At 67.6% G+C, this 24,378-nt stretch carries 22 protein-coding genes; 2 read left to right on the top strand and 20 right to left on the bottom strand.

The genetic code is table 11. From position 1 onward, the window contains the following. Nucleotides 1–58 precede the first annotated feature (58 nt). The 16 genes from AB4Y64_RS00785 to hrcA all read right to left on the bottom strand — a co-directional run bounded on the left by AB4Y64_RS00785 (nucleotide 59) and on the right by hrcA (nucleotide 20,193). Nucleotides 59–1,726 carry a GspE/PulE family protein gene (locus AB4Y64_RS00785; RefSeq protein ID WP_441814558.1) on the bottom strand — a complete coding sequence of 556 codons (1,668 nt, stop codon included), beginning with the start codon at nucleotides 1,724–1,726 and terminating at the stop codon, nucleotides 59–61. Nucleotides 1,727–1,730: 4 nt separating this feature from the next. After that, nucleotides 1,731–2,774 (bottom strand): type II secretion system F family protein, encoded by a 1,044-nt coding sequence (locus AB4Y64_RS00790; protein WP_441814559.1) that lies wholly within the window; start codon nucleotides 2,772–2,774, stop codon nucleotides 1,731–1,733. A 10-nt stretch (nucleotides 2,775–2,784) separates the two neighbouring features. After that, the gene (gene gspG / locus AB4Y64_RS00795; RefSeq protein ID WP_441814560.1) at nucleotides 2,785–3,222 is read right to left on the bottom strand and encodes a type II secretion system major pseudopilin GspG; all 438 of its coding nucleotides are present in this window, start codon (nucleotides 3,220–3,222) and stop codon (nucleotides 2,785–2,787) included. 15 nt (nucleotides 3,223–3,237) lie between these two features. Next, nucleotides 3,238–5,361, bottom strand: coding sequence for a glycosyl hydrolase family 18 protein (locus AB4Y64_RS00800; protein WP_441814561.1), 2,124 nt, complete (start codon nucleotides 5,359–5,361; stop codon nucleotides 3,238–3,240). 170 nt (nucleotides 5,362–5,531) lie between these two features. Beyond that, a complete protein-coding gene (recJ, locus tag AB4Y64_RS00805) occupies nucleotides 5,532–7,247 on the bottom strand; it encodes a single-stranded-DNA-specific exonuclease RecJ (protein WP_441814562.1) in 1,716 nt (571 codons plus the stop codon). Beyond that, the gene (locus AB4Y64_RS00810) at nucleotides 7,244–8,209 is read right to left on the bottom strand and encodes a phosphoglycerate mutase (protein ID WP_441814563.1); all 966 of its coding nucleotides are present in this window, start codon (nucleotides 8,207–8,209) and stop codon (nucleotides 7,244–7,246) included. The genes recJ and AB4Y64_RS00810 overlap by 4 nt, the downstream gene beginning before the upstream one ends. Further along, nucleotides 8,209–8,685 (bottom strand): transcription elongation factor GreA, encoded by a 477-nt coding sequence (gene greA / locus AB4Y64_RS00815; protein WP_441814564.1) that lies wholly within the window; start codon nucleotides 8,683–8,685, stop codon nucleotides 8,209–8,211. The genes AB4Y64_RS00810 and greA overlap by 1 nt, the downstream gene beginning before the upstream one ends. A gap of 131 nt (nucleotides 8,686–8,816) precedes the next feature. Further along, nucleotides 8,817–12,068: a carbamoyl-phosphate synthase large subunit gene (gene carB, locus AB4Y64_RS00820; protein WP_441814565.1), complete on the bottom strand. Its 3,252-nt coding sequence runs from the start codon at nucleotides 12,066–12,068 to the stop codon at nucleotides 8,817–8,819. 7 nt (nucleotides 12,069–12,075) lie between these two features. Next, on the bottom strand, nucleotides 12,076–12,276 hold the full coding sequence (locus AB4Y64_RS00825; RefSeq protein ID WP_441814566.1) for a hypothetical protein: 201 nt from the start codon (nucleotides 12,274–12,276) through the stop codon (nucleotides 12,076–12,078). A gap of 32 nt (nucleotides 12,277–12,308) precedes the next feature. Next, nucleotides 12,309–12,875, bottom strand: coding sequence for a hypothetical protein (locus tag AB4Y64_RS00830; protein ID WP_441814567.1), 567 nt, complete (start codon nucleotides 12,873–12,875; stop codon nucleotides 12,309–12,311). After that, complete coding sequence (carA, locus tag AB4Y64_RS00835) at nucleotides 12,872–13,996, bottom strand: glutamine-hydrolyzing carbamoyl-phosphate synthase small subunit (protein ID WP_441814568.1); 1,125 nt, start codon at nucleotides 13,994–13,996, stop codon at nucleotides 12,872–12,874. The genes AB4Y64_RS00830 and carA overlap by 4 nt, the downstream gene beginning before the upstream one ends. Before the next feature lie 281 nt (nucleotides 13,997–14,277). Beyond that, nucleotides 14,278–14,997 carry a 4-hydroxy-tetrahydrodipicolinate reductase gene (gene dapB, locus AB4Y64_RS00840; protein WP_441814569.1) on the bottom strand — a complete coding sequence of 240 codons (720 nt, stop codon included), beginning with the start codon at nucleotides 14,995–14,997 and terminating at the stop codon, nucleotides 14,278–14,280. Nucleotides 14,998–15,059: 62 nt separating this feature from the next. Beyond that, nucleotides 15,060–16,184, bottom strand: coding sequence for a molecular chaperone DnaJ (dnaJ, locus tag AB4Y64_RS00845; protein ID WP_441814570.1), 1,125 nt, complete (start codon nucleotides 16,182–16,184; stop codon nucleotides 15,060–15,062). 172 nt (nucleotides 16,185–16,356) lie between these two features. Then, nucleotides 16,357–18,267 (bottom strand): molecular chaperone DnaK, encoded by a 1,911-nt coding sequence (gene dnaK / locus AB4Y64_RS00850; RefSeq protein ID WP_441814571.1) that lies wholly within the window; start codon nucleotides 18,265–18,267, stop codon nucleotides 16,357–16,359. 135 nt (nucleotides 18,268–18,402) lie between these two features. Then, nucleotides 18,403–18,933, bottom strand: a complete 531-nt coding sequence (grpE, locus tag AB4Y64_RS00855) for a nucleotide exchange factor GrpE (protein ID WP_441814572.1) — start codon at nucleotides 18,931–18,933, stop codon at nucleotides 18,403–18,405. A 204-nt stretch (nucleotides 18,934–19,137) separates the two neighbouring features. Beyond that, complete coding sequence (gene hrcA / locus AB4Y64_RS00860) at nucleotides 19,138–20,193, bottom strand: heat-inducible transcriptional repressor HrcA (RefSeq protein ID WP_441814573.1); 1,056 nt, start codon at nucleotides 20,191–20,193, stop codon at nucleotides 19,138–19,140. Between the two features lie 128 nt (nucleotides 20,194–20,321). On the opposite strand from hrcA, the gene recN reads away from it, so the two are divergent. Further along, on the top strand, nucleotides 20,322–22,001 hold the full coding sequence (recN, locus tag AB4Y64_RS00865; protein WP_441814574.1) for a DNA repair protein RecN: 1,680 nt from the start codon (nucleotides 20,322–20,324) through the stop codon (nucleotides 21,999–22,001). A gap of 48 nt (nucleotides 22,002–22,049) precedes the next feature. Here the strand turns inward: recN and AB4Y64_RS00870 are convergent, their stop codons facing one another. Both AB4Y64_RS00870 and fur read right to left on the bottom strand, forming a co-directional pair. Next, on the bottom strand, nucleotides 22,050–22,484 hold the full coding sequence (locus AB4Y64_RS00870) for a potassium channel family protein (protein WP_441814575.1): 435 nt from the start codon (nucleotides 22,482–22,484) through the stop codon (nucleotides 22,050–22,052). A gap of 91 nt (nucleotides 22,485–22,575) precedes the next feature. After that, nucleotides 22,576–22,977 carry a ferric iron uptake transcriptional regulator gene (fur, locus tag AB4Y64_RS00875; RefSeq protein ID WP_158730850.1) on the bottom strand — a complete coding sequence of 134 codons (402 nt, stop codon included), beginning with the start codon at nucleotides 22,975–22,977 and terminating at the stop codon, nucleotides 22,576–22,578. Between the two features lie 184 nt (nucleotides 22,978–23,161). On the opposite strand from fur, the gene AB4Y64_RS00880 reads away from it, so the two are divergent. Then, entirely contained in the window at nucleotides 23,162–23,560 is a 399-nt protein-coding gene (locus AB4Y64_RS00880; RefSeq protein WP_441814576.1) for an outer membrane protein assembly factor BamE, read from the top strand. 63 nt (nucleotides 23,561–23,623) lie between these two features. Here AB4Y64_RS00880 and AB4Y64_RS00885 read toward each other — a convergent pair whose 3' ends face one another. Further along, a complete protein-coding gene (locus tag AB4Y64_RS00885; RefSeq protein WP_441814577.1) occupies nucleotides 23,624–23,887 on the bottom strand; it encodes an RnfH family protein in 264 nt (87 codons plus the stop codon). After that, a complete protein-coding gene (locus tag AB4Y64_RS00890) occupies nucleotides 23,884–24,330 on the bottom strand; it encodes a type II toxin-antitoxin system RatA family toxin (RefSeq protein ID WP_441814578.1) in 447 nt (148 codons plus the stop codon). The genes AB4Y64_RS00885 and AB4Y64_RS00890 overlap by 4 nt, the downstream gene beginning before the upstream one ends. Nucleotides 24,331–24,378: the final 48 nt, after the last annotated feature.

Consider the following 24,378-nt stretch of genomic DNA (forward strand, 5'->3'; position numbering starts at 1 on the left):
GACGGACGGAACCATCGCCGCAAGTCGGCCGACACACTCCGCCAGCCGTGCCCGAAACCTATTCCACCAGCGTGACACGGTTCACCTCCGCCAGCGTGGTGCGTCCGTCCGCCACCGCGCGCAGGGCAACGTGGCGGATGGGCGTGAAGCCATTCTCGTGTGCGACTTGCCGCAGCTCCAGCAATGGCCGGCGCTCGATGAAGCATTGGCGGATCCGGTCGTTGAAACGCAACACCTCGGCAATCGGTTGCCGACCGAGGTAGCCGGTCCTGCGGCAGGCATCGCAACCGGCGCCTTTGCGGAACCGCCATCCGCCGACCTGCTCCAGCGTCAATGCCGAGGCCTGCAGCACGCCTTCATCCGGTGGCGCCTCGCACAGGCAATGCGGGCAGTTCAGGCGCATCAGTCGTTGCGCCACCACGCCCAGCACGGACGAGACGAAGCTGTGCATGTCCACGCCCATGTGCAGGAAGCGATCCAGCACCGCGAACACGCCGTTTGCGTGCACCGACGTCAACACCAGGTGACCGGTGAGCGCCGCCTGCACGGCGATGGCGGCAGTCTCGCCGTCGCGTATCTCGCCGACCAGGATCTTGTCCGGATCGTGGCGAAGGATCGAGCGCAGGCCGCGCGCGAAGGTCAGCCCCTTCTTGTCGTTGATCGGAATCTGAAGGACCCCGGGCAGTTCGTACTCCACCGGGTCCTCGATCGTGATGATCTTCTCTTCGCCGGTGTTGATCTCCGACAACGTCGCATACAGCGTCGTCGACTTGCCCGAGCCGGTCGGCCCCGTCACCAGGATCAACCCGTACGGCTCATGGGCGACGGCGCGGATCGCGCTGACGATGTCGGCCTCGTGCCCGATCGCATCCAGGCGCAGGGGCGCGGCCTCTTTCTGCCCGCGCTGTTTGTCGAGCACGCGCAGGACCGCATCCTCGCCGTGGATGGACGGCATGATCGAGACGCGGAAGTCGATCTCGCGCTGGTTGATGATGGCGCGGAATCGTCCATCCTGCGGAATGCGGCGTTCGCCGATATCGAGATCGGCCATCACTTTCAGGCGCGACAGCACCTGCTCGGCGACATCGACGCCGGCAGCGGAGCCGGCCGCGAGCAACACGCCGTCGATGCGGTACTTGACCACCAGGCCGGAGGCGGTGCTTTCGACATGGATGTCGGAGGCCCTGGCCTTGAGTGCGTCGTAGAGCGACGAATTGACCAGGCGGATCACCGGATGGACATCGGCGGCAAGCGTGGCCAGGGTGATCTTCACGCCGTCGCTGCCGGTGGCCTGGGCATGGCCCATGTCGACCTGGCCCATCGCCTGGTGCTCGACCTCGTGCGTGGCCAGGTAGGCCAGCAACACGCCCGGCACGGCGAAGGCAAAGCGGAACGGCACGCGCACGCGCTGCATCGCCCACGAGCGCTGGTGCGGATCGAACGGATCGGCCAGCACCAGCAGCGCCAGCCCGTCGGCGTCGCGCGCGAGCAGGCAATTGCGCGGCATCGCTTCGGCGAACGGCAGCAGGTCGAAGCACGGCGTGAGCGCGTCCAGCTCGCCCGCGTCCAGGCCACGCAGGCCGGTGAGGCGACCCACCCGCTCCAGGTACTGATCCGGATCCTGCCCGGCCTCGTTCCACATGCGCACCTGCAGCGAGCCGTCGCTTCCCGAGGCAAATGCCCGTTCCGCGCCGCGTTCCTGCACTTCGCCCGGTCCGTTGGCCATCGCCCTACCCCACGCTTCCGGCCAGCTGGAAGATCGGCATGTACAGCAGGAACACGATGGTGCCGACGATGGCGCCGACGACCAGCATCAGCACCGGCTCCACCATCCGCATCAGCGTGTCGATGGCGCGGTCGAGCTCGTCATCGCAGAACTCGGCCGAACGCGTGACCATGGCCGCCACCTCGCCGCTCTGCTCGCCAACGCGGATCAGGCGCTCGGCAACAGGCGTGGTCAGATCGGCGGCAGGCAGCGCGGTCGACAGGGCCTTGCCGGCGCTGATGTCGCCCAGCGCCTGCATCAGCGACGGTTGCATACCTGCCGGCAGCAATTGCGCCGACAGCTCCAGCGATGCCACGACCGACATGCCGCCCGAGAGCAGTAAACCGAGGGTCCGGTAGAAGCGCGTGAGTGCGAACAGACGCTGGTACTGACCCATGCGCGGCAAGGCCCATATCAGCGCCATCAGCTTCTGGCGCGTGCTGCCACTGCGCAGGGCCAGCCCCATCAGCACCACGGCAACCACTATCGCGGCGAACAGCACCTTGCCGTGGGCATGCACCATCTCGCCCCACCACAGCATCAACCTCGCCGCTGCCGGCAGGTCCTTCATCGATGCATACACCTGGCTGAACTTCGGGATCACGTAGAACGCCAGGAACAGGATGATCATCGCCCCGGTCGCGATCACGACCATCGGATACACCATCGACGCCACCACCTTCTTGCGCACCACCGCCAGCCTGGCGTCGTAGTGGTGGTAGCGCTTGAGCGCCTCGGCCAGATGGCCGGTGCGTTCGGCCGAAGCAACGGTTGCCACGTACAGCCCGGGAAACGCATCGGGCTGGCGCTCGAGCGCCTTCGACAGCGGCAGTCCCTCGCACAGGGCATCGACGATGCCAGCCAGCACGGTCCGGTTGATACCCTCGCCACTCTTGTCGCGCAGCGTTTCCATTGTCTCGATCAGGCTAAGGCCTGCCTCCAGCAGCGCGATCAGTTCCTGCGTGAACAACGAGCGGTCGAAACGCGGCTTGCGCACCTGGAAGCGCATGCCATCGCCCCTACTTGGCGACGATGTCGGCGTCTTCGCCGGTTCCGCCAGGCTTGCCGTCGGCGCCCAGCGTCAGCAGGTCGTAGTCCTTGCCGCTTTCGCCGGGCACCCGGAACACATACGCCGCGCCCCAGGGATCCGGCGGGGTCTCCTTGCTCATGTACGGCCCGGCCCAGCCTTGCAGGTTGCCGGGGTTGACCGACAGCGCCGCCAAACCTTCCTCGCTGGAGGGGAACCGGCCCGTGTCCAGGCGGTAGCGATCGAGCGCGTCGGCTATCGACTTCATCTGCGACGCGGCGGTCTTGCTCCTGGCCTTGCCGATCTCGCCGAACAGCTTCGGCCCGACGTAGCCCGCCAGCAACGCGATGATCAGCAGGACCACCAGCAGCTCCAGCAGCGTGAACCCGCGACGCGGGCGCTGGGCCGAAGTTGCAGAGAAAGCAGGCATGGTCGACTCCGGTGGCTACTTGTTGATCTCGCCCATCACCTTGGTCAGTTCCGCGCCATCGGCGTCACCGTCGAGCTCCCAGCTGAAGACGCCGCGCAGATTGTTCTGGCGCACGTAGTCGAGTTTTTCGCGGACCGTGGCCGGCGTGTCGTACGACCAGAAGGTCGTGCCGTCGTACTTCCAGGCCTGCTTCGCCACCGGATGCTCGTGCACGGTGCCCGGCGCGTTCCTGAGGATCTTGTAGTCCTCGATGCCCGCCTCGTAGCTGCCCGGCGCCTGCTTGCTGGCGGGCTGGTACAGCCCGTCGCCCTTCGGTCCGGCGCCCACTCCCGTCCAGCCACGGCCATAGAACGGAATACCGACCACGATCTTCGAGGGCGCCACGCCGCCCTGCAGCAGCGCCTTGATCGCACTGTCCACGTTGAAGGTGGCGCCGTTGCCCTTGGCATTCGGGCTTGCCGGATCGATGTGGAGGTTGGACTGGAAGTCGGTCGGCCCGGTGGCTTCCCAGCCGCCATGGAAGTCGTAGGACATGACGTTGATCCAGTCGAGCGACTTGCTGTATTCGCCAGGTTCGGTGTTGGCGATCTTGTCGCCCCCCGATCCGATCGCCACCGTCAGCAGGTAGTGCTTGCCGTTCTGCTGGCCGATCGCGTCGAGCTGCTTGCGGAACTCGGCGAGCAGCAACGTGTAGTTGCGCTTGTCGTTCGGATCGACCGCGTTACAAGGCATTCCGCCGCCACCGGGGAACTCCCAGTCGATGTCGATGCCGTCGAACACGCCGGCCGCGACTGCGTCACCCCCGGCGTTGCTGGCCTGGTCGAATGCCAGGTTGCCCTTGATGTAGACATCGATGCACGAGCTCGCCAGTTGCTTGCGCAGCGCATCGGTGGCCGCGGCTTTGGCAAACCATCGCGACCAGGTCCAGCCGCCCAGCGAGATCATGACCTTCATGCTGGGGTACTTGGCCTTGAGCTTCTTGAACTGGTTGAAATTGCCCTTGAGCGGACCGGACTTGCCGTTGCGCGGATCGTCCCAGGCGAACCCCCACGAGTCGGCTGCGCCATCGACCGACTCGGCGGCGGTGAAGCCCTTCTGGTAGTCGGCCCAGCCATCGCCACCGGTGCCGGCTTGCGGACTGTTGGAATCGGTCGGCTCGGCCTTGGTGATGATGTCGCACTCATAGCCGCCGTTCTTGGCGTAGAGGTTTCCGAAGGCGTAGTTGACGAAGGTCAGGTGCGCGGCCGCGCCGCTGCTGGCGATGTCCTTGACCTGGTAGTTGCGCCCATAGATGCCCCACTGCGCGAAGTAGCCGCCTACTTCTTTGCCTGACGACGGGCCCGGTGCGGGTGTTGGCGCAGGGGCTGGGGTCGGTGACGGAGCGGGAGCGGGTGCGGGTGCGGGTGCGGGCGTTGGAGTTGGAGTTGGAGTTGGAGTTGGAGTTGGAGTTGGAGTTGGAGTTGGTGCAGGCACCGGAGACGGCGTCGGTGTCGGTGTCGGTGTCGGTGTCGGTGTTGGAGTGGGTACAGGTGCGGGCGCAGGTGCAGGCGTTGGAGTGGGTGCCGGTGCGGGCACAGGTGCAGGTGTCGGTGTCGGTGTCGGAGTGGGCACCGGCGTTGGTGTTGGTGTTGGTACCGGTGCAGGGGCCGGTGCAGGCGTCCCCGCGCCGCCCGAGCAAGCACCCATGTCCTGCCACACACCCCATTGACCCGACTGGGCCGGGTTATCGCCCTGGGTCCACCACTTGTTCTGATAGACGCGACCGCCACTGGTCACCCGGGTGCCGGCGTTGGCGTAGGTCGCGCTCGCAGACCAGGCTGCGCCGCAGCTGCCCGATGACGGACCCGGCGCGGGTGCAGGTGCGGGAGAAGGCGCCGGCGCCGGTGCCGGTGTCGGCGATGGCGCGCCTGTGGCGGCCCCCATGTCGCGCCACAGCGTCGGGCTCGCCTTGGGCGTCCAGCCGGCACCGACGTAGGCCGTGTGCGCCTGCAGCGCATGATACGTCCGCCCTTCGTACGTGACCGTTGCGCCGGCGTTGTATGTCGTTCCCTCGCGCCACTCGGCGGAGATCGCGGCGGAGGAATAGGCCGCCAGCAGCGCCACCGTCAGCAATGACGCGCGATACGTATGCATCTTCATGGGTGCCCACCGTGGCTGTCAGCGTGGATGCAGCGCCTGAACAAACATTCAGCTTCGGCGCAACGCTATAGGCCGGTATCTCGGCAGTCTTTAAGAATCGTCTGAAAGTCTGGGTAGGAAAAATCCAAACCCGCGCCAGGAAATTCGACCCAGTGACGGTAGGTGCAGCCCTACACGGGCTCGCTGTGCACAACCACCAGCTGCACCGCGTCGCCGCCACGGTAGTCGTCGGGCTCCAGTCGATACGCGATGCGCAGGCGATCGGGCGGTGCACTGCCAAGCCAGCCTCCGAATTCGATCGCGTTCAGGCGCAGGCCGGAAATCCCAAGCACCAGTTTGAGGTGGCGTTCGCTGATGACGCGCCAGCTCACCACGTCGAACTCACCGTCGAACAGCGGCTCCGCAAACCCCTGCCCCCACGGACCACCGTCGCGCAGCACTTCGGCACTGGCGCGGTTGAAATCGGACACGCCCAGTTCGCCATCGCTGAGCACGTCGGCCTGCAGCAACTCAGGCGTCAGCGCAGCCTGTGCGCACTGCTCGAACGCCTGGACGAATGCCGGATAGGCCTCGGCGCGCAGTGACAGGCCCGCCGCCATCGCATGGCCGCCAAAGCGTTCGATCAGCGTCGGATGGCGCGCGGCCACATCGGCCAGGGCATCGCGGATGTGGAAGCCGGGTATCGATCGCGCCGAACCACGCAAGCTATCGCTCCCCGGCTCCGCCGGTGCGAAGGCAATGGTCGGTCGATGCAGGCGCTCCTTCATCTTCGACGCAACCAGCCCGACCACGCCGGGATGCCACTGCGCGTCGAACAGGCAGACCGCACTGCGTGCGCCCTGCTCCAGCACGCTCACGCGCGCCAGCGCCTGCTCAGCCTCGTCGGTCATCTGCTGCTGCACGGCGCGACGTTCGTTGTTGATCTCGTTCAAGGTCGCGGCGATTTCGCGCGCCCGCGCCAGGTCGTCGGTCAGCAGGCATTCGATGCCGAGCGACATGTCCTCCAGGCGACCGGCTGCATTCAGACGCGGGGCCACCGCGTAGCCGATGTCGGACGCGGTCAGGCGACTGGGGTCGCGCTGCGCCACTTCGATCAGCGCACGCAGGCCGACGCTGCCCTGCCCGGCACGCAGGCGGCGCAGGCCAGCACCGACCAGGGCGCGGTTGTTGGCATCGAGCGGCACCAGGTCGGCAACGGTACCCACCGCGACCAGGTCGAGCAGCGTCGACAGATCCGGGCCCTGGTCGGCGAATGCGCCGTGCGCGCGCAGGTGCCTGCGCAGCGCCAGCAGGACGTAGAACATCACGCCGACACCGGCCAGGACCTTGCTTGGAAACGCATCGCCCTGCAGGTTCGGGTCGACAATCGCATCGGCGGGCGGCAGCTGCTCGCCCGGCAGGTGATGGTCGGTGACCAGCACCTTCCAGCCACGCGCCTTCGCCGCGGCAATGCCGGCATGGCAGGCGATGCCGTGATCGACCGTCACCAGCAACTCGGGCTGCAGCAGCGCCAGTTCCTCCACCAGCGCCGGCGACAGGCCGTAGCCGTGAACGATCCGGTTGGGCACCGCATGCGAAACGCGCCGCGCGCCGAGCATGCGCAGCCCACGCACGCCAACGGCGCAGGCCGTCGCACCGTCGCAATCGAAATCGCCGACAACGACTATATGGCGGTCCTCGGCCATGGCCGTCGACAGCAGCGCCACTGCGGCATCGAGACCGCCAAGGTCATCGGGCGCCAGCAGGTTGGCCAGGCGCGGCTGCGCCTGGTCGATGCTGGTTGCGCCGCGGGCCGCGTACAGTCGCTGCAGGAGCGGCGACAGGGTCTCGGGCCATTGCCCGGAGTCGGCGCACTCGCGCCGGCGCAACCTGGCTTGTGGCTTCATGCAGCGTTGCCGGCGGCGCCAGCGATGAAGGAACGCAGTGGCTTGCGCCAGAAGCGCCAGCGCTGGCCACGCGCAAGGTCGTAGCGGACACCATCGGCGAAATCGAACTGCAGGCGGTCCAGTTGGCCCTGGGCCAGCGCGGTCAGCAGCGGCGCGAACCAGTCTTGTTCGAGCAACGCCAGGTCGCGCGCGTCGCGCAGATCGAACAGAGCATCGTCGCCCTCGCCGGGCCACGCCGATGGACGCGCGCCTACCTGTCCGCCGGCGAGCGCGGCAAGCGCGGTCACCGTCTCGTCGTCGCTGGCAATGCGCGCAAACCGGCTGCGCACGTGATCGGGCAGCACGCCGGCGCCCCAGAACCACAGCGAGTTCACCGGCGCCAGGCCTGCGGCACTGCGCTGCGCGTTGAGCGGATGGTTATGCAGGACGACCTGCGCCTCGCTCAGCAATGCCCGCCAGCGTCGACCCTCGGGGCCTTCGGGCAACTGGTCGAACATGTCGGCGCCCAGGGCCTGCTCGGGCGAGGTGAACCCGGGGAGCTTCGCGCCGGGCGGAAGGCGCAGGTACCAGCGCGACGGCACCGGCGCGTCGATCGGGAAGCCGGCGTCGCCGAACAGGGGTTTCAACGGGCGCAGCAGCGCCGCCGCATCGTCCGCGCTCAGGCCCAGCGCCTGGCCGTACGACAACAGGCGCGCACCATTGATGTCCGGCTGCACGTACGCGGGGTCGGCACGCAGCCAGACCGCGTTGGCGGCATCGCCGGCATCGCGTTGGCGCGCGGCGGCCGCTACCGGAAAACCGCGGGGAATCACGTCCAGCACGCGCGCCAGCTGCGCGTGGCCTTCTTCGGAAGGATCTGCTGCCGCCTGGCTGCGATCGGCGCGCGCCAGGGCCTTGCCGGTGGCGGGCGACAGGCGCTGCCCGCCGAAGCGACTGCGTGCAGGCAGCAGCAGGGTAATCATCAGCCGGCGTAACTGACGCCGATGATCTCGTACTCGCGGATGCCACCGGGCGCTTCGATGGTCACGGTGTCGCCCTCGTGCTTGCCGATCAACGCACGCGCCACCGGCGAGGAAATCGCGATGAGGCCCTGCTTGATATCGGCCTCCAGGTCGCCAACGATCTGGTAGCTGCGCTCCTCGTCGGTCTCGCTGTCGGCCAGTTCGACTTTGGCGCCGAAGACGACGCGCGAACCGGCATTGAGTGACGCCACGTCGATGATCTGCGCATGCGACAGCTCCGCTTCGAGCTGCTTGATGCGGCCTTCGATGAAGCCCTGCTGCTCGCGCGCGGCATGGTACTCGGCGTTCTCCTTGAGATCGCCGTGGGCGCGCGCCTCGGAGATGGCATTGATCACGGCCGGACGCTTGACCGACTTCAGCTCTTCAAGTTCGGCGCGCAGGCGCTGGGCGCCGTGCAGGGTAATGGGTGCTCGCATTGCTTGTTCCTTTGGATCCGGCCCAACGGCCGGCTACGGCTTCGATAGCCGATTCTGTATCAGATGGTGCCAAGTCGTCATCCCTCGCCCGTCATTCCCGCGCAGGCGGGAACGACGGACCGGGCGCGGCCTCAGGCCGCGCCGTCGATTTCCGCGTGCAACTCCTGCAGCGACCACACCGGGCCGGTGCCGCGATACTCCAGCGAGTTGACCAGCGCACGCGCGCCCGACACCGTCGTCGAGTAGGTCACGCGGTGTTGCAGCGCCTCGCGGCGGATCGAGAACGAGTCGTTGATCGCCTGGCGGCCTTCGGTGGTGTTGACGATGTAGACCAGCTCGCCGTTCTTGATCAGGTCGACCACGTGCGGGCGGCCTTCGGTGACCTTGTTGATGCGCTCGCAGGTGATGCCCTGCGCGGTCAGGAAGGCGTGCGTGCCTTCGGTCGCGACCAGGCTGTAGCCACGCTTGACCAGATCCTGCGCCACCGGCAGCACGCGGGTCTTGTCCGGATCGCGCACCGACACGAACACCTTGCCGCCCGCCGGCAGCGCCTTGATGCCGCCGGCTTCCTGCGCGCGCGCCATCGCCGCGCCGAAGTTGCGGCCCACGCCCATCACCTCGCCGGTGGAGCGCATCTCCGGGCCGAGGATCGGGTCGACCCCCTGGAACTTGGCAAACGGGAAGATGGCTTCCTTGACCGAGTAGTACTCCGGAATGATTTCCTTGGTCGCGCCCTGCTCTGCCAGGGTCTGGCCGACCATGCAGCGCGCCGCGATCTTGGCCAGCGCCATGCCGGTCGCCTTGGAGACGAACGGCACCGTGCGCGAGGCACGCGGATTGACCTCGATCAGGTAGATGGTTTCGTCGCCGTTCTCGTCAAAGGTGATCGCGAACTGGGTGTTCATCAGGCCGACGACCTTGAGCGACTTGGCCAGCGCCCGCACCTGGTCGCGCAGCTTGTCCTGCACGGCCGCAGTCAGCGAGTACGGCGGCAGCGAGCACGAGGAATCGCCCGAGTGCACGCCGGCCTCTTCGATGTGCTCCATCACGCCGCCGATCAGGACGTTGCCATCCTTGTCGGCGATGACATCGACGTCGACTTCGACAGCGTTGTCGAGGAAGCGGTCGAGCAGCACCGGCGAATCGTTCGAGACCTTCACCGCGTCGCGGATGTAGCGCGTCAGGTCGGCGTCGCCGTAGACGATCTCCATCGCCCGGCCACCGAGCACGTAGCTCGGGCGCACGACCAGCGGGTAGCCGATCTGCGAGGCCAGCAGCAGCGCCTCCTCGGGGTTGCGCGCGGTGCGGTTGATCGGCTGCGCCAGGCCCAGCTGCTGCACCAGCTTCTGGAAACGCTCGCGGTCTTCGGCCAGGTCGATGCTGTCCGGAGTCGTCCCGACGATCGGAACGCCGTTGGCTTCCAGTGCACGCGCCAGCTTCAGCGGGGTCTGCCCGCCGTACTGCACGATCACGCCCTTGGGCTTTTCGAGGTCGGCGATCTCGAGCACGTCCTCGAGCGTCAGCGGCTCGAAGTACAGGCGGTCGGAGGTGTCGTAGTCGGTCGAAACCGTCTCCGGGTTGCAGTTGACCATGATGGTTTCATAGCCGTCCTCGCGCAGGGCGAGCGCGGCATGCACGCAGCAGTAGTCGAACTCGATGCCCTGGCCGATGCGGTTGGGGCCGCCACCGAGCACGATGATCTTGTCGCGGTTGCTCGGGTTGGCCTCGCACTCGTCCTCGTAGGTCGAGTACATGTAGGCGGTGGTGGTGGCGAACTCGGCCGCGCAGGAATCCACGCGCTTGTACACCGGGCGCACGCCGAAGGCGCGACGCAGGGTGCGCACGGCGGTCTCGTCGGTGCCGGTCAGCTGCGCCAGGCGCGCGTCGGAGAAGCCCATGCGCTTGAGCGCGCGCATGCGGTTCTTGTCGAGCGAGGACAGGCCGGCATCGCTGACCTGCTTCTCGGCGGCGATGAGCTCTTCGATCTGGTCGAGGAACCACGGGTCGACGAAGGACATCGCATGCACGTCCTCGACGCTCATCCCGGCGCGGAAGGCATCGCCGATGAAGAACATGCGCTCCGGGCCCGGCTCCTTGAGCTCGCGGCGCAGCGTCGCCAGGTCCTGCTCGCTGGAAAGATCCAGGCCGGTCGGGTCGAGACCCACCTTGCCGGTTTCCAGGCCACGCAGGGCCTTGTGCAGCGATTCCTGGAAGGTGCGGCCCATCGCCATGACTTCGCCGACCGACTTCATCTGCGTGGTCAGGCGGGCATCGGCCTGCGGGAACTTCTCGAAGGCGAAGCGCGGAATCTTGGTGACGACGTAGTCGATCGTCGGCTCGAACGAGGCCGGGGTGGCGCCGCCGGTGATCTCGTTGCGCAGCTCATCGAGCGTGTAGCCGATGGCGAGCTTGGCGGCGATCTTGGCGATCGGGAAGCCGGTGGCCTTCGACGCCAGCGCCGAGGAACGCGACACGCGCGGGTTCATCTCGATGACGACGACGCGACCGTCCTTGGCGTTGATGCCGAACTGGACGTTCGAGCCGCCGGTGTCCACACCGATCTTGCGCAGCACCGCGATGGAGGCATCGCGCAGGCGCTGGTATTCCTTGTCGGTCAGGGTCTGCGCCGGGGCGACGGTGATCGAGTCGCCGGTGTGCACGCCCATCGCGTCGAAGTTCTCGATCGAGCAGACGATGATGCAGTTGTCCGCCCTGTCGCGGACCACTTCCATCTCGAATTCCTTCCAGCCCAGCACCGACTCCTCGACGAGGATCTCGTGCACCGGCGACAGTTCGAGACCGCGCTTGGCGATGTCCTCGAACTCTTCCTTGTTGTAGGCGATGCCGCCGCCGGTGCCGCCCAGGGTGAACGAAGGACGGATGATGGTCGGGTAGCCGACGCGGGTCTGGATGTCGACAGCCTGCTCGAAGCTGCGCGCAACCTCGGCCTTCGGGCACTCCAGGCCGATCTCGGCCATGGCGACGCGGAACAGCTCGCGGTCTTCGGCCATGCGGATGGCGTCGCGCGAGGCGCCGATCAGTTCGACGTTGTACTTCTCCAGCACGCCGTTGTCGGCCAGGTCGAGCGCGCAGTTCAGCGCGGTCTGTCCGCCCATGGTCGGCAGCAGCGCGTCCGGGCGCTCCTTGGCGATGATCTTCTCGACCGTCTGCCAGTTGATCGGCTCGATGTACACGGCGTCGGCCATGTTCGGGTCGGTCATGATGGTCGCGGGGTTGGAATTGACCAGCACCACGCGGAAGCCCTCGTCACGCAGGGCCTTGCATGCCTGGGCGCCTGAATAATCGAATTCGCAGGCCTGGCCGATCACGATCGGGCCAGCGCCGATGATCAGGACGGTCTTGATGTCGGTGCGCTTGGGCATGGTGTCCTCAGTAAAGTCGTTCCTGCCACGCGTGGGGTGCGAGCCAGGTGATCTGCTCGGCGGATCGTGCACTCAAAAGATGTGCATCGATCGCGCCGCTCCTAATCGCAGCAAGCCGGCCTTGTGAGAGCGTGGCCTGCTGCATCGAATTCCAGCTGCCGGCGGTGGCGCCGATGCGCGCACCGATCCGGTTGTTGTGCGCATCCATCGCACGTGCGGTACTGGCGCCGGCCGCGCCCATCACGCCTTGGGCAACTCCACGCCGCACTGCGAATGAACCTTTGCCGCCAGAATCGACTGCTGCTCCTGCGGTAGATCCATTTCCGGAAACTCGCGCTTGAGCACCGCAGCCGCCGGACTGGCCAGGAACTTCGAGACTTCGTCAAACTGCTCGGGCGTCATGCCCCGCATGAAGGCTTCCGGTTCCGGGCGCGGTTGATTGCGCGCCGTTGCAACGACGCCGCTGCGCACGAACTCCATGAAACGCGCACCACCGGGCGTCTGCGCGAAGCGCTCCCAGTCCTCGACCACCGCGCCGTCACCGAACAGGTTGCGGAAGGCGTCATTGAGGGCACCGGCAAATGCCGGCCGGACCAGACCGCTGACGCAGGTGCGTTCGGTGCTGCTGTAGTGGGACAGCTCCGGCGCGCGCTCGAACTTCTCGTCCATGGTCAGCGCAAACGCTTCGTCGAACCCCAGCAACTGCTGGACCCGCGCCACCTGGCCATCGGTCGGCACCGCCGCCACTGCCACAACGGGCAACAGCACCAGTGCGACCGCAGCCACGCGGCGCAGCGCGTGGGTCACTTGGCCTGCTCCATCATCGCCACGAAGCGATCGAACAGCGGCGCGACGTCGTGCGGACCGGGGCTGGCCTCGGGGTGGCCCTGGAAACTGAAGGCCGGCGCATCGGTCAGGGCGATGCCCTGGTTGGTGCCGTCGAACAGCGAGCGATGGGTCACGCGCACGTTCGCCGGCAGCGTGGGCTCATCGACCGCAAAGCCGTGGTTCTGCGAGGTGATCATCACCCGGCCGCTGTCGAGGTCCTGGACCGGATGGTTGGCGCCGTGGTGGCCGGTGCCCATCTTCATGGTCTTCGCGCCGCTGGCCAACGCCAGCAGCTGGTGGCCCAGGCAGATGCCGAAGGTCGGGATCTTTACCTTGATGAACTCGCCGATCGCCTTGATCGCGTAGACGCACGGCTCCGGGTCGCCGGGGCCGTTGGACAGGAACACGCCGTCGGGCTTGAGCGCCAGCACTTCGGCGGCGGGCGTCTGCGCCGGCACCACGGTCAGGCGGCAGCCGCGCTCGGCAAGCATGCGCAGGATGTTGTGCTTGACGCCGTAGTCGTAGGCCACCACGTGGAAACGCGGCGGCGCCTTGACGAACTCGTTGCGGTCCAGGTCGAGCTGGCCGTCGGTCCACTCGTAGCGCTTGGCCGTGGTCACTTCCTTGGCCAGGTCCATGCCCTTGAGGCCGGGGAACTTGCGCGCGGCTTCGAGCGCCTTCTCGACGTTGATCTCCCCTGCCATCAGCGCGCCGTTCTGCGCACCCTTCTCGCGCAGGATGCGGGTCAGCTTGCGCGTGTCGATGTCGGCGATGGCGACGATGCCGCGCTTGGCCAGCCACTCCGGCAGCGACACCTGGCTGCGCCAGTTGCTCGGGCGGCGCGGCACATCGCGCACGATCAGGCCGGCAGCCCAGGCCTGCGCGGCCTCGTCGTCCTGGTCGGTGCAACCGGTGTTGCCGATGTGCGGATACGTCAGCGTCACCATCTGCCGTGCATACGACGGATCGGTGAGGATTTCCTGGTAGCCGGTGATGGCCGTGTTGAACACGACTTCGCCGACTGAAAGGCCGGGCGCGCCTACGGAAACGCCCTCGAAGATGGTGCCGTCTTCGAGCGCGAGGATTGCGGGTTGGGTCACGGGGATCGCCTTGGCTGCCGGGGGGTGCTGACACCCCCACCGCTGCGCAGATGCCGGCAGCCAGAGTTGGCAAATACCGGCCTGCAGCAAAGCGCGGACGCGGTGCGGGACCGGTCCGACGGAAGGGGTTCAGGCGAGCGGGAATTCTAGCGGCACGCGGCCCCGGGCGCCAGTCTTGAATGAATGGCGGCCAGGGATTCTTCAGGCCTGCGATGGTGGCGCGAGGCCACCAATCGGGGCTTCAGCCCGTCCGGCGGCCCCGGTCGGGCGTCAATGGCGGTTCAAAGCAAATCGCGCAGGCGGTACTGGCCGGGCGCCTTCGCGGCGAGCTTGGCGGCAGCGTGCAGTGCTCCGCGGGCGAAGATGTCGCGGTTGGTGGCCCGGTGCACCAGCTCGATGCGCTCGCCGGCGGTGGCGAATTGCACCAGGTGCTCACCCACGATGTCGCCGGCCCGCAGCGAGGCGTAGCGCGGCTGCGCCCCACCGTGCTCGGCGCTGGCGCCCAGGGCCAAGGCGGTCCCGGACGGCGCATCCTTCTTGTGCACGTGGTGCGATTCGACGATGTCGCAGTCCCAGCCCGGCAGAGCCGCGGCAGCCCGTTCGACCAGTTCGCTCAGCACGGCCACGCCGAGGCTGAAGTTCGCCGCCCACAGCAGCGCGATGCGTTGCGACGCCACGCCGAGCGCCTGGCGCTGACCCTCTTCGAGCCCGGTCGTGCCGGACACCAGCGCAGCTCCGCGATGGCTGCACAACTCGAGGATCGCGTCGAAGCCCTGCGGCAGGCTGAAATCGATCGCGACATCGAACGGCGGCACGCCCGACAGCTCGGTCGCGGCGAAGTGCGGCACGCCTTCGACGACGCGCTGGGAAGGCTGTGAGCGCGATACCGCGGCGACCACGGCGATGTCGTCGCGCTCGCCGGCCAGCCGCAGCAGGGCCTGGCCCATGCGGCCGCTCACTCCGTGGATCAGCACACGGACCGGTGGGATCGATTCATTCATGCGCGCAGGCTAAACGCGCATTCATCGCGCGACAAGGCCGCGCGATGGGCAAACACGATTGCTCAGGACGTCATCCGGTCCCAGAAGCCCTTCACCCCGTCCAGAAAGGTGGAGGCGCGCGGCGAATGTCGACGGGCTCCCTCCCCGACGAACGTCGCTTCGAACTTCTCCAGCAGCTCGCGCTGCTCAGGGGTCAGGTTGACCGGCGTCTCCACCACGATGCGGCAGTACAGGTCGCCCGGCGCGCGGCTGCGCACCGATTGCACGCCCTTGTCGCGCAGGCGGAACAGCTTGCCGGTCTGGCTCTCGGCCGGAATGCGCAGTTCGACTTCACCATCGAGCGTGGGCACGCGGATGGTGTCGCCGAGCGCCGCCTGCGAAATGCGCACCGGCACTTCGCAATGCAGGTCGTCGCCGTCGCGCTGGAAGATCTCGTGCTCGCGCACGCGCACGTCGACATACAGGTCGCCCGGGGGCGAGCCGGCCGGGCCGGCCTCGCCCTCGCCGTTGAGGCGGATGCGGTCGCCATTGTCGACGCCCGCCGGAATCTTGACCTGCAGGGTCTTGGTGCGCTCCACGCGCCCCTGGCCGTTGCAGTCGCCACACGGGTTGGCGATGGTCTTGCCGCGGCCGCCGCAATGCGGGCAGGCCTGCTGCATCGAGAAGATGCCGCGCTGGAAACGCACCTGGCCGCGACCCTGGCAGGTCGAGCAGGTCTCAAGGTTGCCGTCGGCCGAACCGGTGCCGTCACAGGTGTCGCATTCGTCGAGCGTCGGGATCTCGATCTGCTTCTCGATGCCGCCGACCGCCTCTTCCAGCGACAGCTCCATCACGTAGCCGATGTCGGCGCCGCGACGCGGTCCCCGGGCAGCGCCGCCACCGAAAATGTTGCCGAAGATGTCGCCGAAGATATCGCCCATGTCGGCGTAGCCGGCCCCGCCGCCACCTCCGCCCATGCCGTGCTCGAACGCAGCGTGGCCATGCTGGTCGTAGGCGCGGCGGCGATTGCCGTCGGCCAGGACCTCATAGGCCTCCTTGCATTCCTTGAACGTCGCCTCGGCGGCAGCGTCGCCCGGATTGCGGTCCGGGTGGTGCTTCATCGCGCAGCGGCGGTAAGCCTTCTTCAGGTCTTCGTCGCTGGCGTCACGGGCCACGCCCAGGACTTCGTAGTAATCGCGCTTGCTCATTGCCGGGAATGACTCGGAAACTCAGTAGAAGGGGAAATCGTCAAAGCGAAGGACCGCGCGGCCCCTGGAATGCAGTGGACGCGAACACAAGAAAGGGGAACCGGTTGCGGAAGCACTGCCGTTGGCTGCGCTGTCCTCACTCCGGCTCCCCGTTCCAGTGACGAGTTCCGCCTTACTTCTTGTCGTCCTTGACTTCAGTGAACTCGGCGTCCACGACGTCATCGGACTTCGGCGCGCCACCACCGCCTTCCTGGCCCGGCTGCGACGATGCGGCAGCGGCGGCGAACAGCGACTGCGCCGCTTCCTCCAGCGCCTTCGACTTGGCCTCGATCTGGCCCTTGTCGTCGCCCTTCATCGCCGTCTCCAGCTCGGCAATCGCGCCTTCGGTGCGGCCGATCACGTCGCCGGCGACCTTGTCGCCATTGTCCTTGATCGCGCTGCGGGCGCTGTGGATCAGCGCGTCGGCGTGGTTGCGGGCCTGCACCAGCTCGTGGAACTTCTGGTCTTCCTCGCGGTTGGCTTCCGCGTCGGCGACCATCTTGGCGATCTCGTCCTCGGACAGGCCGGAGCCCGCCTTGATCTCGACCTTCTGTTCCTTGTTGGTCTTCTTGTCCTTGGCCGACACGTGCAGGATGCCGTTGGCGTCGATGTCGAACGACACCTCCACCTGCGGCATGCCGCGCGGCGCGGCCTCGATGCCGGTCAGGTCGAAGCGGGCCAGCGACTTGTTGTAGCGAGCCTGCTCGCGCTCACCCTGCAGCACGTGCACGGTCACCGCGGACTGGTTGTCCTCGGCGGTGCTGAAGGTCTGCGAGGCCTTGGTCGGAATGGTGGTGTTCTTCTCGATGATCTTGGTGAACACGCCGCCCAGGGTTTCGATGCCCAGCGACAGCGGGGTCACGTCGAGCAGCAGCACGTCCTTGACGTCGCCGGCCAGCACGCCGCCCTGGATCGCGGCGCCCACTGCCACGGCCTCGTCGGGGTTGACGTCCTTGCGCGGTTCCTTGCCGAAGAACTCGGCCACGGCCTGCTGCACCTTGGGCATGCGGGTCTGGCCGCCGACCAGGATCACTTCGCTGATCTCGCTGGCACGCAGGCCGGCGTCGTTCAGGGCGATGCGGCACGGCTCGATGGTGCGCTTGACCAGGTCTTCGACCAGGGCTTCGAGCTTGGCGCGGGTCAGCTTGATGTTGAGGTGCTTCGGGCCCGAGGCGTCAGCGGTGACGTACGGCAGGTTGACCTCGGTCTGCTGCGCGCTCGACAGCTCGATCTTGGCGCGCTCGGCCGCGTCCTTCAGGCGCTGCAGGGCCAGCGGGTCCTTGCGCAGGTCGATGCCCTGGTCCTTCTGGAACTCCTCCACGAGGTAGTCGATGACGCGCTTGTCGAAGTCCTCGCCACCCAGGAAGGTGTCGCCGTTGGTGGCCAGCACCTCGACCTGCATCTCGCCGTCGACCGAGGCGATCTCGATGATCGACACGTCGAAGGTGCCGCCGCCGAGGTCGTAGACCGCGACCTTGCGGTCGCCGCCCTTCTTGTCCATGCCGTAGGCCAGCGCGGCCGCGGTCGGCTCGTTGATGATGCGCTTGACGTCGAGTCCGGCGATCTTGCCGGCGTCCTTGGTCGCCTGGCGCTGGCTGTCGTTGAAGTAGGCCGGCACGGTGATGACCGCCTCGGTGACCGTCTCGCCCAGGTAGGCTTCGGCGGTCTTCTTCATCTTCGCCAGCACTTCAGCGGAGATCTGCTGCGGCGCCATGTTCTTGCCGTCGGCCGTGGCCACCCACGCGTCGCCGTTGTCGTGCTGGGCGATCTTGTACGGCACCAGGTCGAGGTCCTTCTGGACTTCGGCGTCGGTGAACTTGCGGCCGATCAGGCGCTTGACCGCGAAAAAGGTGTTCTTCGGGTTGGTGACGGCCTGGCGCTTGGCCGAGGCGCCCACCAGGACTTCGCCGTCCTTGGTGAAGGCCACGATCGAAGGCGTGGTGCGATCGCCTTCCGCGTTCTCGATGACCTTGGCCTTGCCGCCTTCCATGATCGCGACGCACGAATTGGTCGTGCCCAGATCGATACCGATGATCTTGCCCATGTGTGTAGCTCCCTCGCTAATGCTTGAAATTGAGTGGCGCCGAATCTGCAGTGGCGCCGATGTGCGTTATCTGGGGGCCGGCGGCGGGCTCTTCAAGCGACCAGTGGCCGCATGGCGCCTGCCTGCCCCGCTCGTTCAGTCGTGCTTGGCCACCACCACCAGCGCCGGGCGCAGCAGGCGCTCATTGAGCAGCCAGCCCTTCTGGTAGACCTGGACCACGTCGCCCGGTGCATGCCCGGCGCTCTCGACCATGCTCATCGCCTGGTGCTGCTCCGGGTTGAAGCTCTTGCCGGCCGGATCGATCGCGACCAGACCGTTGTCGGTGACGACCTTGAGCAGCTGGCGCAGGGTCAGCTCCATGCCTTCGCGCAGGTGCTGGGCGGTGTCGGCCTGGATGGTGAGGCCGGCTTCGAGGCTGTCGATCACCGGCAGCAGGTCGCCGAGCACGCGCTCGTTGGCGAACTTGCGCGCCATGTCGATGTCGCGGGCCATGCGCTTGCGCTGGTTGTCGAGTTCGGCGCGTTCGCGCAGCGACTCTTCGCGCACCTGCGCCAGTTCGGCACGGACGGCCTCAAGCTGGGCGGCCAGCGAGGCGCCGTCGGCGGTGCCGCCGGCCAGGTCCGGGGTGTCGTTGTCGGGGGTTTCAATCGGGTCGATGTGGGTCATGCGGTGCTCCATCCCTGCGCCAGGGGCGCCAAACATTCGGAAATCCGCGCTCATGCGCGACAGGGCAGCAATGGGGCCGCCCCGCGAGGTTTCAAGACGAACTGTTCCATTGGCAGCGGCCAGGCCGCGCCCGGGAGGCGTCAGGGACGGTCCGGGGCCGGAGCCGTGGGCCCTGCCCTCACGGACCTGCCGGGGGACGGGACCTCAGGACTCCGAATGGATCGCCGCGCCCAGCGCGTCGGCGGCGGCCTGCACCACCGGGATCACCCGGTCATAGGCCATCCGGCTCGGCCCGATCACCCCGAGCACGCCCAGTACCTGGCCACTGCCACCGGCGGCGACGTAGGGAGCGGTCACCAGCGACATCCCCTCCAGCGGCGCCAGGCCGGTTTCTTCGCCGATGAAGATGCGCACACCCGGCGCCTGCACGGTGCGCTCGAGCAGTTGCAGGATCTCGCGCTTGCGGGCAAAGGCATCGAACAGGTCGCGCAGTCGGTCGAGGTCGGCCAGCTCCTGCACGCCCATCAGGCGCGTCTGCCCGGACAGGACCATGTCGTCGCCACCCGGGGCCAGGGCCTGCTCGGCCAGCTCCACCGACTGCGTCAACAGCGTCTGCATCTCGGTCTGGGCGCTGCGCAGCTCGCGCACCAGGGTGGCGCGGATGTCGGCCACGGTGCGCCCGGCAAAATGGGCGTTCAGGTAGTTGGCGACGCGCTCGAGTTCGCCGGCGTCAAACGGGCGGCGGGTCTGGACGATGCGGTTCTGCACTTCGTTGTCGGCGAAAACCAGGATTGCCAGCACGCGGGCGCCGTCGAGCGGGACGAAGTCGATCCGGCGGAAGGCGAACTGCTCGCGCCGGGGCACGCTGACCACGCCGACGAAGTGGGTCATCGCCGACAACAGCTCCGAGGCACTGCCCAGCAGCGCCTGGGTGCCGGAACCGGCCGGCAGCTCGCCGCGAAGGCGGGCCAGGTCGCTGTCGGGCAGCGGCCGCACCTGCAGCAGCGAGTCGACGAACAGGCGGTAGCCCTGCGCGGTCGGGATGCGCCCGGCCGAGCTGTGCGGCGCGCTGAGCAGGCCGGCGTCTTCCAGGTCGGAGAGGATGTTGCGGATGGTCGCCGCGCTGACGTCCAGGCCGGCATGGCGGGCCAGGGTCTGCGAGCCGATCGGTTCGCCGCTGTGGATATAGCGGCCAATCAGGGTGCGCAACAGCTGCCGTGCACGCGGGTCCAGGGTGGGATCGGCAGTTTTGCGGTTCATGGCGTCGCTATTGATAGAGCGCAGCCCGGGCCGGTGCAAGGCTTTTCGCGACCGACGCCGCCGATCTGAACCTGCGAGACGCCGCCCCGCTATCACGCCGCAACCGACAAGAGGCACAATCGCGCTCCATGCTCGTCCATCTCTCCCTCAAGCAGTTCGCCGTGGTCAACGAAGCCGAGCTCGGCTTCGGCCCCGGCCTGACCGTCATCTCCGGCGAGACCGGCGCCGGCAAATCGTTGCTGGTCGATGCGCTGGGCCTGATCTCGGGCCTGCGCGCCGACAGCGGCGTGGTCCGCCATGGCGCCGATCGCGCCGAACTGGTCGCCGGCTTCAGCCTCGACGACGTCCCGCTGGCGCGCGCCTGGCTGCGCGACAACGAGCTCGACGAAGACGATGCCTCCCAGGACGCCCCCTGCCAGATCCGCCGCGTGATCCGCGCCGACGGCGGCTCGCGCGCCTGGGTCAATGGCCGCCCGGTCACCCTGGGCCAGCTCAGCGAGCTGTCCGCGCTGCTGGTCGAGATCCATGGCCAGCACGAACACCAGGCGCTGCTGTCGCGCCCCAGCCAGCTGGCGCTGCTCGACGCCTTCGGCCGTACCCATGCCGAACTGGCGGCTGTCGGCACTGCCGCGGCGCGCTGGAGCGCATTGCTGACCGAGCGCGACGAACTGTCGGCCAAGGGCGACGTGTCCGACCGCATCGGCTGGCTGGAACACCAGCATGGCGAGCTCGACCGCGAGGACCTCGAGGCCGACGCCATCGCCCGCCTGCAGGATGACCACCGCCGCCAGTCCCACGCCGCCGACCTGATTTCGGCTTGCGAAGGCACCTTCGCCCGCCTCGGCGGCGACGAAGGCCCATCGCTGTCGCGCAGCCTGCAGCAGGTGCGCAGCGACCTGCAGCGCGTGCTCGAACACGAACCGCGGCTGGGCGATGTCGACGGCATGCTCGACGCCGCCGCGATCCAGGTCGACGAGGCCCTGGCCCTGCTCGACCGCGTGCGCAGCGACCTCGACCTGGATCCCTCCGCCCTGGAAGCGATCGAACAGCGCCTGACCCGCATCCACGAACTGGCACGCAAGCACCGGGTTCCGCCCGAGCAGCTGGCGACCCAGCGCGATGCGATCGCCGCCGAACTGGAATCCCTGCAAGGTGCCGGCGTGCGCCTGGCCCGCCTCGACAGCGAGATCGAGACCGCGCGTCGCGACTGGCGCCAGGCCGCCGACGCCCTTGGCCGGATGCGCCGCGAAGCCGCAGCGAACCTGTCGGCCAGCACCACCGCCCTGATTTCGGAACTGGGCATGGGCGGCGGCCGCTTCGACGTCCAGATCGAGCCGCTCGAGACCGACCGCCCCGATCCGCAGGGCGGCGAGCGCGTCGAGTTCCTGGTCGCGGCCAACCCGGGGCAACCCGCGCGGGCCCTGCGCAAGGTCGCCTCCGGCGGCGAACTGTCGCGCATCTCGCTGGCCATCGAAGTCGCCGCGCTCGGACTGGATGCGGTGCCGACGATGGTCTTCGACGAAGTCGACACCGGCATCGGCGGCGCCGTGGCCGAGATCGTCGGACAGAAGTTGCGCGCGCTGGGCGCCAGCCGTCAGGTGCTGTGCGTGACCCACCTGCCGCAGGTCGCGGCGCAGGGCCATGCCCATTACCGCGTGAGCAAGGCCGCCAGCGAGGGCGTCACCCAGAGCGCGGTGCAGCTGCTCAATGCCAAACAGCGCGAGGAAGAACTGGCGCGTATGCTCGGCGGCGTCGAACTCACGCGCGAAGCGCGCGCTGCAGCCAAGCGGCTGCTGGCCGACGTCTGACTCCGGATACTTCCTCCAGGCGCGAAGATGTTCGCGCCTGCAGCGATCCTATTCGAGAGGAATATTGCTCTCGGCCGCCTTCTTGCGCAGCGTCGTCTGCAGCACCGCCACCAGCAGCGCCACCGACCAGCCCGCCAGCAGCACGCCTACCAGGCTCTGCAGCGCGCCGACCAGCCGCCATTGCGGCGGCAGCAGGACGTCGCCGTAACCGAGCGTGGCGAAGCTGACCACCGAGAAGTACAGCGACGTGTTCCAGTCCCACTCGGCGTTCTTCCACTCGTAGAACCAGGCCCACACGATGGTCTCGGCGCTGTGCAGCAGCATCAGCTCGATGACCACGCGGACCAGGAAGAAATGCAGGTAGCGGCCTTCGCGCGGTCTTTGCGCCTTGGCGAGCTGCTTGATCGTGATGGCGCTGTAACCGCTGTGCATGACCACGGTTATCGCGGTCAGCAGCAGTGCCCAGAGCAACTGGTTAAGCATGGCGTTCTTCCTTGTGGTTGGCCGCCCCTCCGCGATTGGAGGCGGCGGCAATGCTTGCTCTTCGGGCCTGCCCTGGCCCGGACCTCACACTTCAGCGCTTCTTGCGCACGTACAGCACCAGCGAATGCTCTTCGATCTCGTAGCCGTGCTTGGCGGCGATCTTGCGCTGCAGTTCCTCGATCTCCGCACTCTCGAACTCGGTGATCTTGCCGGTGTCCACGTCCACCATGTGATCGTGGTGGTGACCGCGGTCGAGCTCATAGACCGACTGGCCGGCCTCGAAATTGTGCTTGAGCACCAGGCCGGCCGCTTCGAACTGGGTCAGCACGCGATAGACCGTGGCCAGGCCGATGTCCTCACCGTGCTCGAGCAGGTGCCGGTAGATGTCTTCGGCGGTCATGTGGCGCGGCTTGGACTGCTCGAGCAGTTCCAGGATCCGCAGGCGCGGGTGGGTGACCTTCAATCCGGCGTTGCGCAGGTCTTGCGATTCCATCAGGTTTCCTCGGGGTCAAGCTCTGCTCCGGACGGGCCTCCCCGGGCCCGGGGTACCGGGCGCCGGAACGCCCGATGAACGCGACCGGGGCGCCGCCGCCTGCGTCCGCGCTTGGTGGATGCGGGCTTCAGTGTATCATCGCCGCGTTATCCGCCTGTCGCAGACACCGATGCCGAAGCACACGATGCACAAGCTCCTGCTGGTCCTTTCCATCGCCATGATCACCGGTGGGTGCGGCATCCTCTACAAGCAGCCTATCTATCAGGGAAACCTGCTGGAAAAGGCCAATGTCGACCAGCTTCAGACCGGCATGAGCAAGCAACAGGTCACCCTGCTGCTGGGTTCGCCGTCGATCGAAGACCCGTTCCACCACAGCCGCTGGGACTACACCTCGACCCAGCGCACCGACCGGGTCGGCCATACCGAGATCAAGAACCTCACCCTGTGGTTCGAGGGCGACACCCTGGCCAAGTGGGAAGGCGACTACTTCCCCGAGCAGGACGAGGAACTGGCCAAGGCCGCGCCCAAGCAGTTCGGCCGCAACCTGCCCAAGGAAAAGGACAGCAAGCGCCGCGGGCGCTGAGTCCGGCCGCAGCGCGGGACCCGCGCCGCCCCCTGCCCCTGCGCTGGGGCAAATCCCCTGCCGTTACGTGCGTGGCGCCTGCCGCGCGCGACGGCGTCGCGACTCTTTCGGGTCGACCTGCAACGGCCTGAGCAACTCCAGGCGGTCGCCATCCTGCAGCCGGGTATCGGCACTCGCGCGGACGCCGAACACGGCGTAGCCCGTGGTTTCCTCGTCGCCTGCCAGTCCGGCCGCGGCCAGCGCATCGGCCACACTCGCGCCTGCAGGCAACTCCAGATGGAGCGACTCGAAGCGTCGTGGCCAGGCGCGGACGACCTCGACCTTCATGCCCCGGCCGCCGCCTCTTCGCCGCGATCGGCCACCTTGATGAAGTCGTCGACCATGCGGTCGGCCAGCCCCTGGAAACCGATCGCCATGGCCGGCCCGAGCAGCTTCACCTTCGGTTCGAAGCTCAGGGTCAGGGTGACCTTGCACGCCGACTCGTCCAGCGCATGGAACTCCCAGCGCCCGCCCAGGCTGCGGAACGGGCCATCCACCAGCTTGAGCTCGATGTGGTGAGGCGGCGACATCGTGTTTTCGGTGGTGAACCAGGTGCGCAACGCGCCAAACCCGATGTCGAGGCGGGCGACGATGCGGCCCTGCGCCTCTTCCAGTATCTGCGCCGCCTCGCACCAGTCGAACCGGCGCGGATAGGCGGCCACGTCGTTGACCAGCGCGAACATGCGCGCGGCGGAGTGTTCGACAAGGGCGGTGCGGCGGATGGTCTGCATGTCTGGGCTGGTTTCCGACGTGGTATCGCCCGGGCCCCGCTTCGGGGA

Source organism: Lysobacter sp. TAF61, assembly GCF_052113485.1.
Classification (GTDB): domain Bacteria; phylum Pseudomonadota; class Gammaproteobacteria; order Xanthomonadales; family Xanthomonadaceae; genus Lysobacter_J.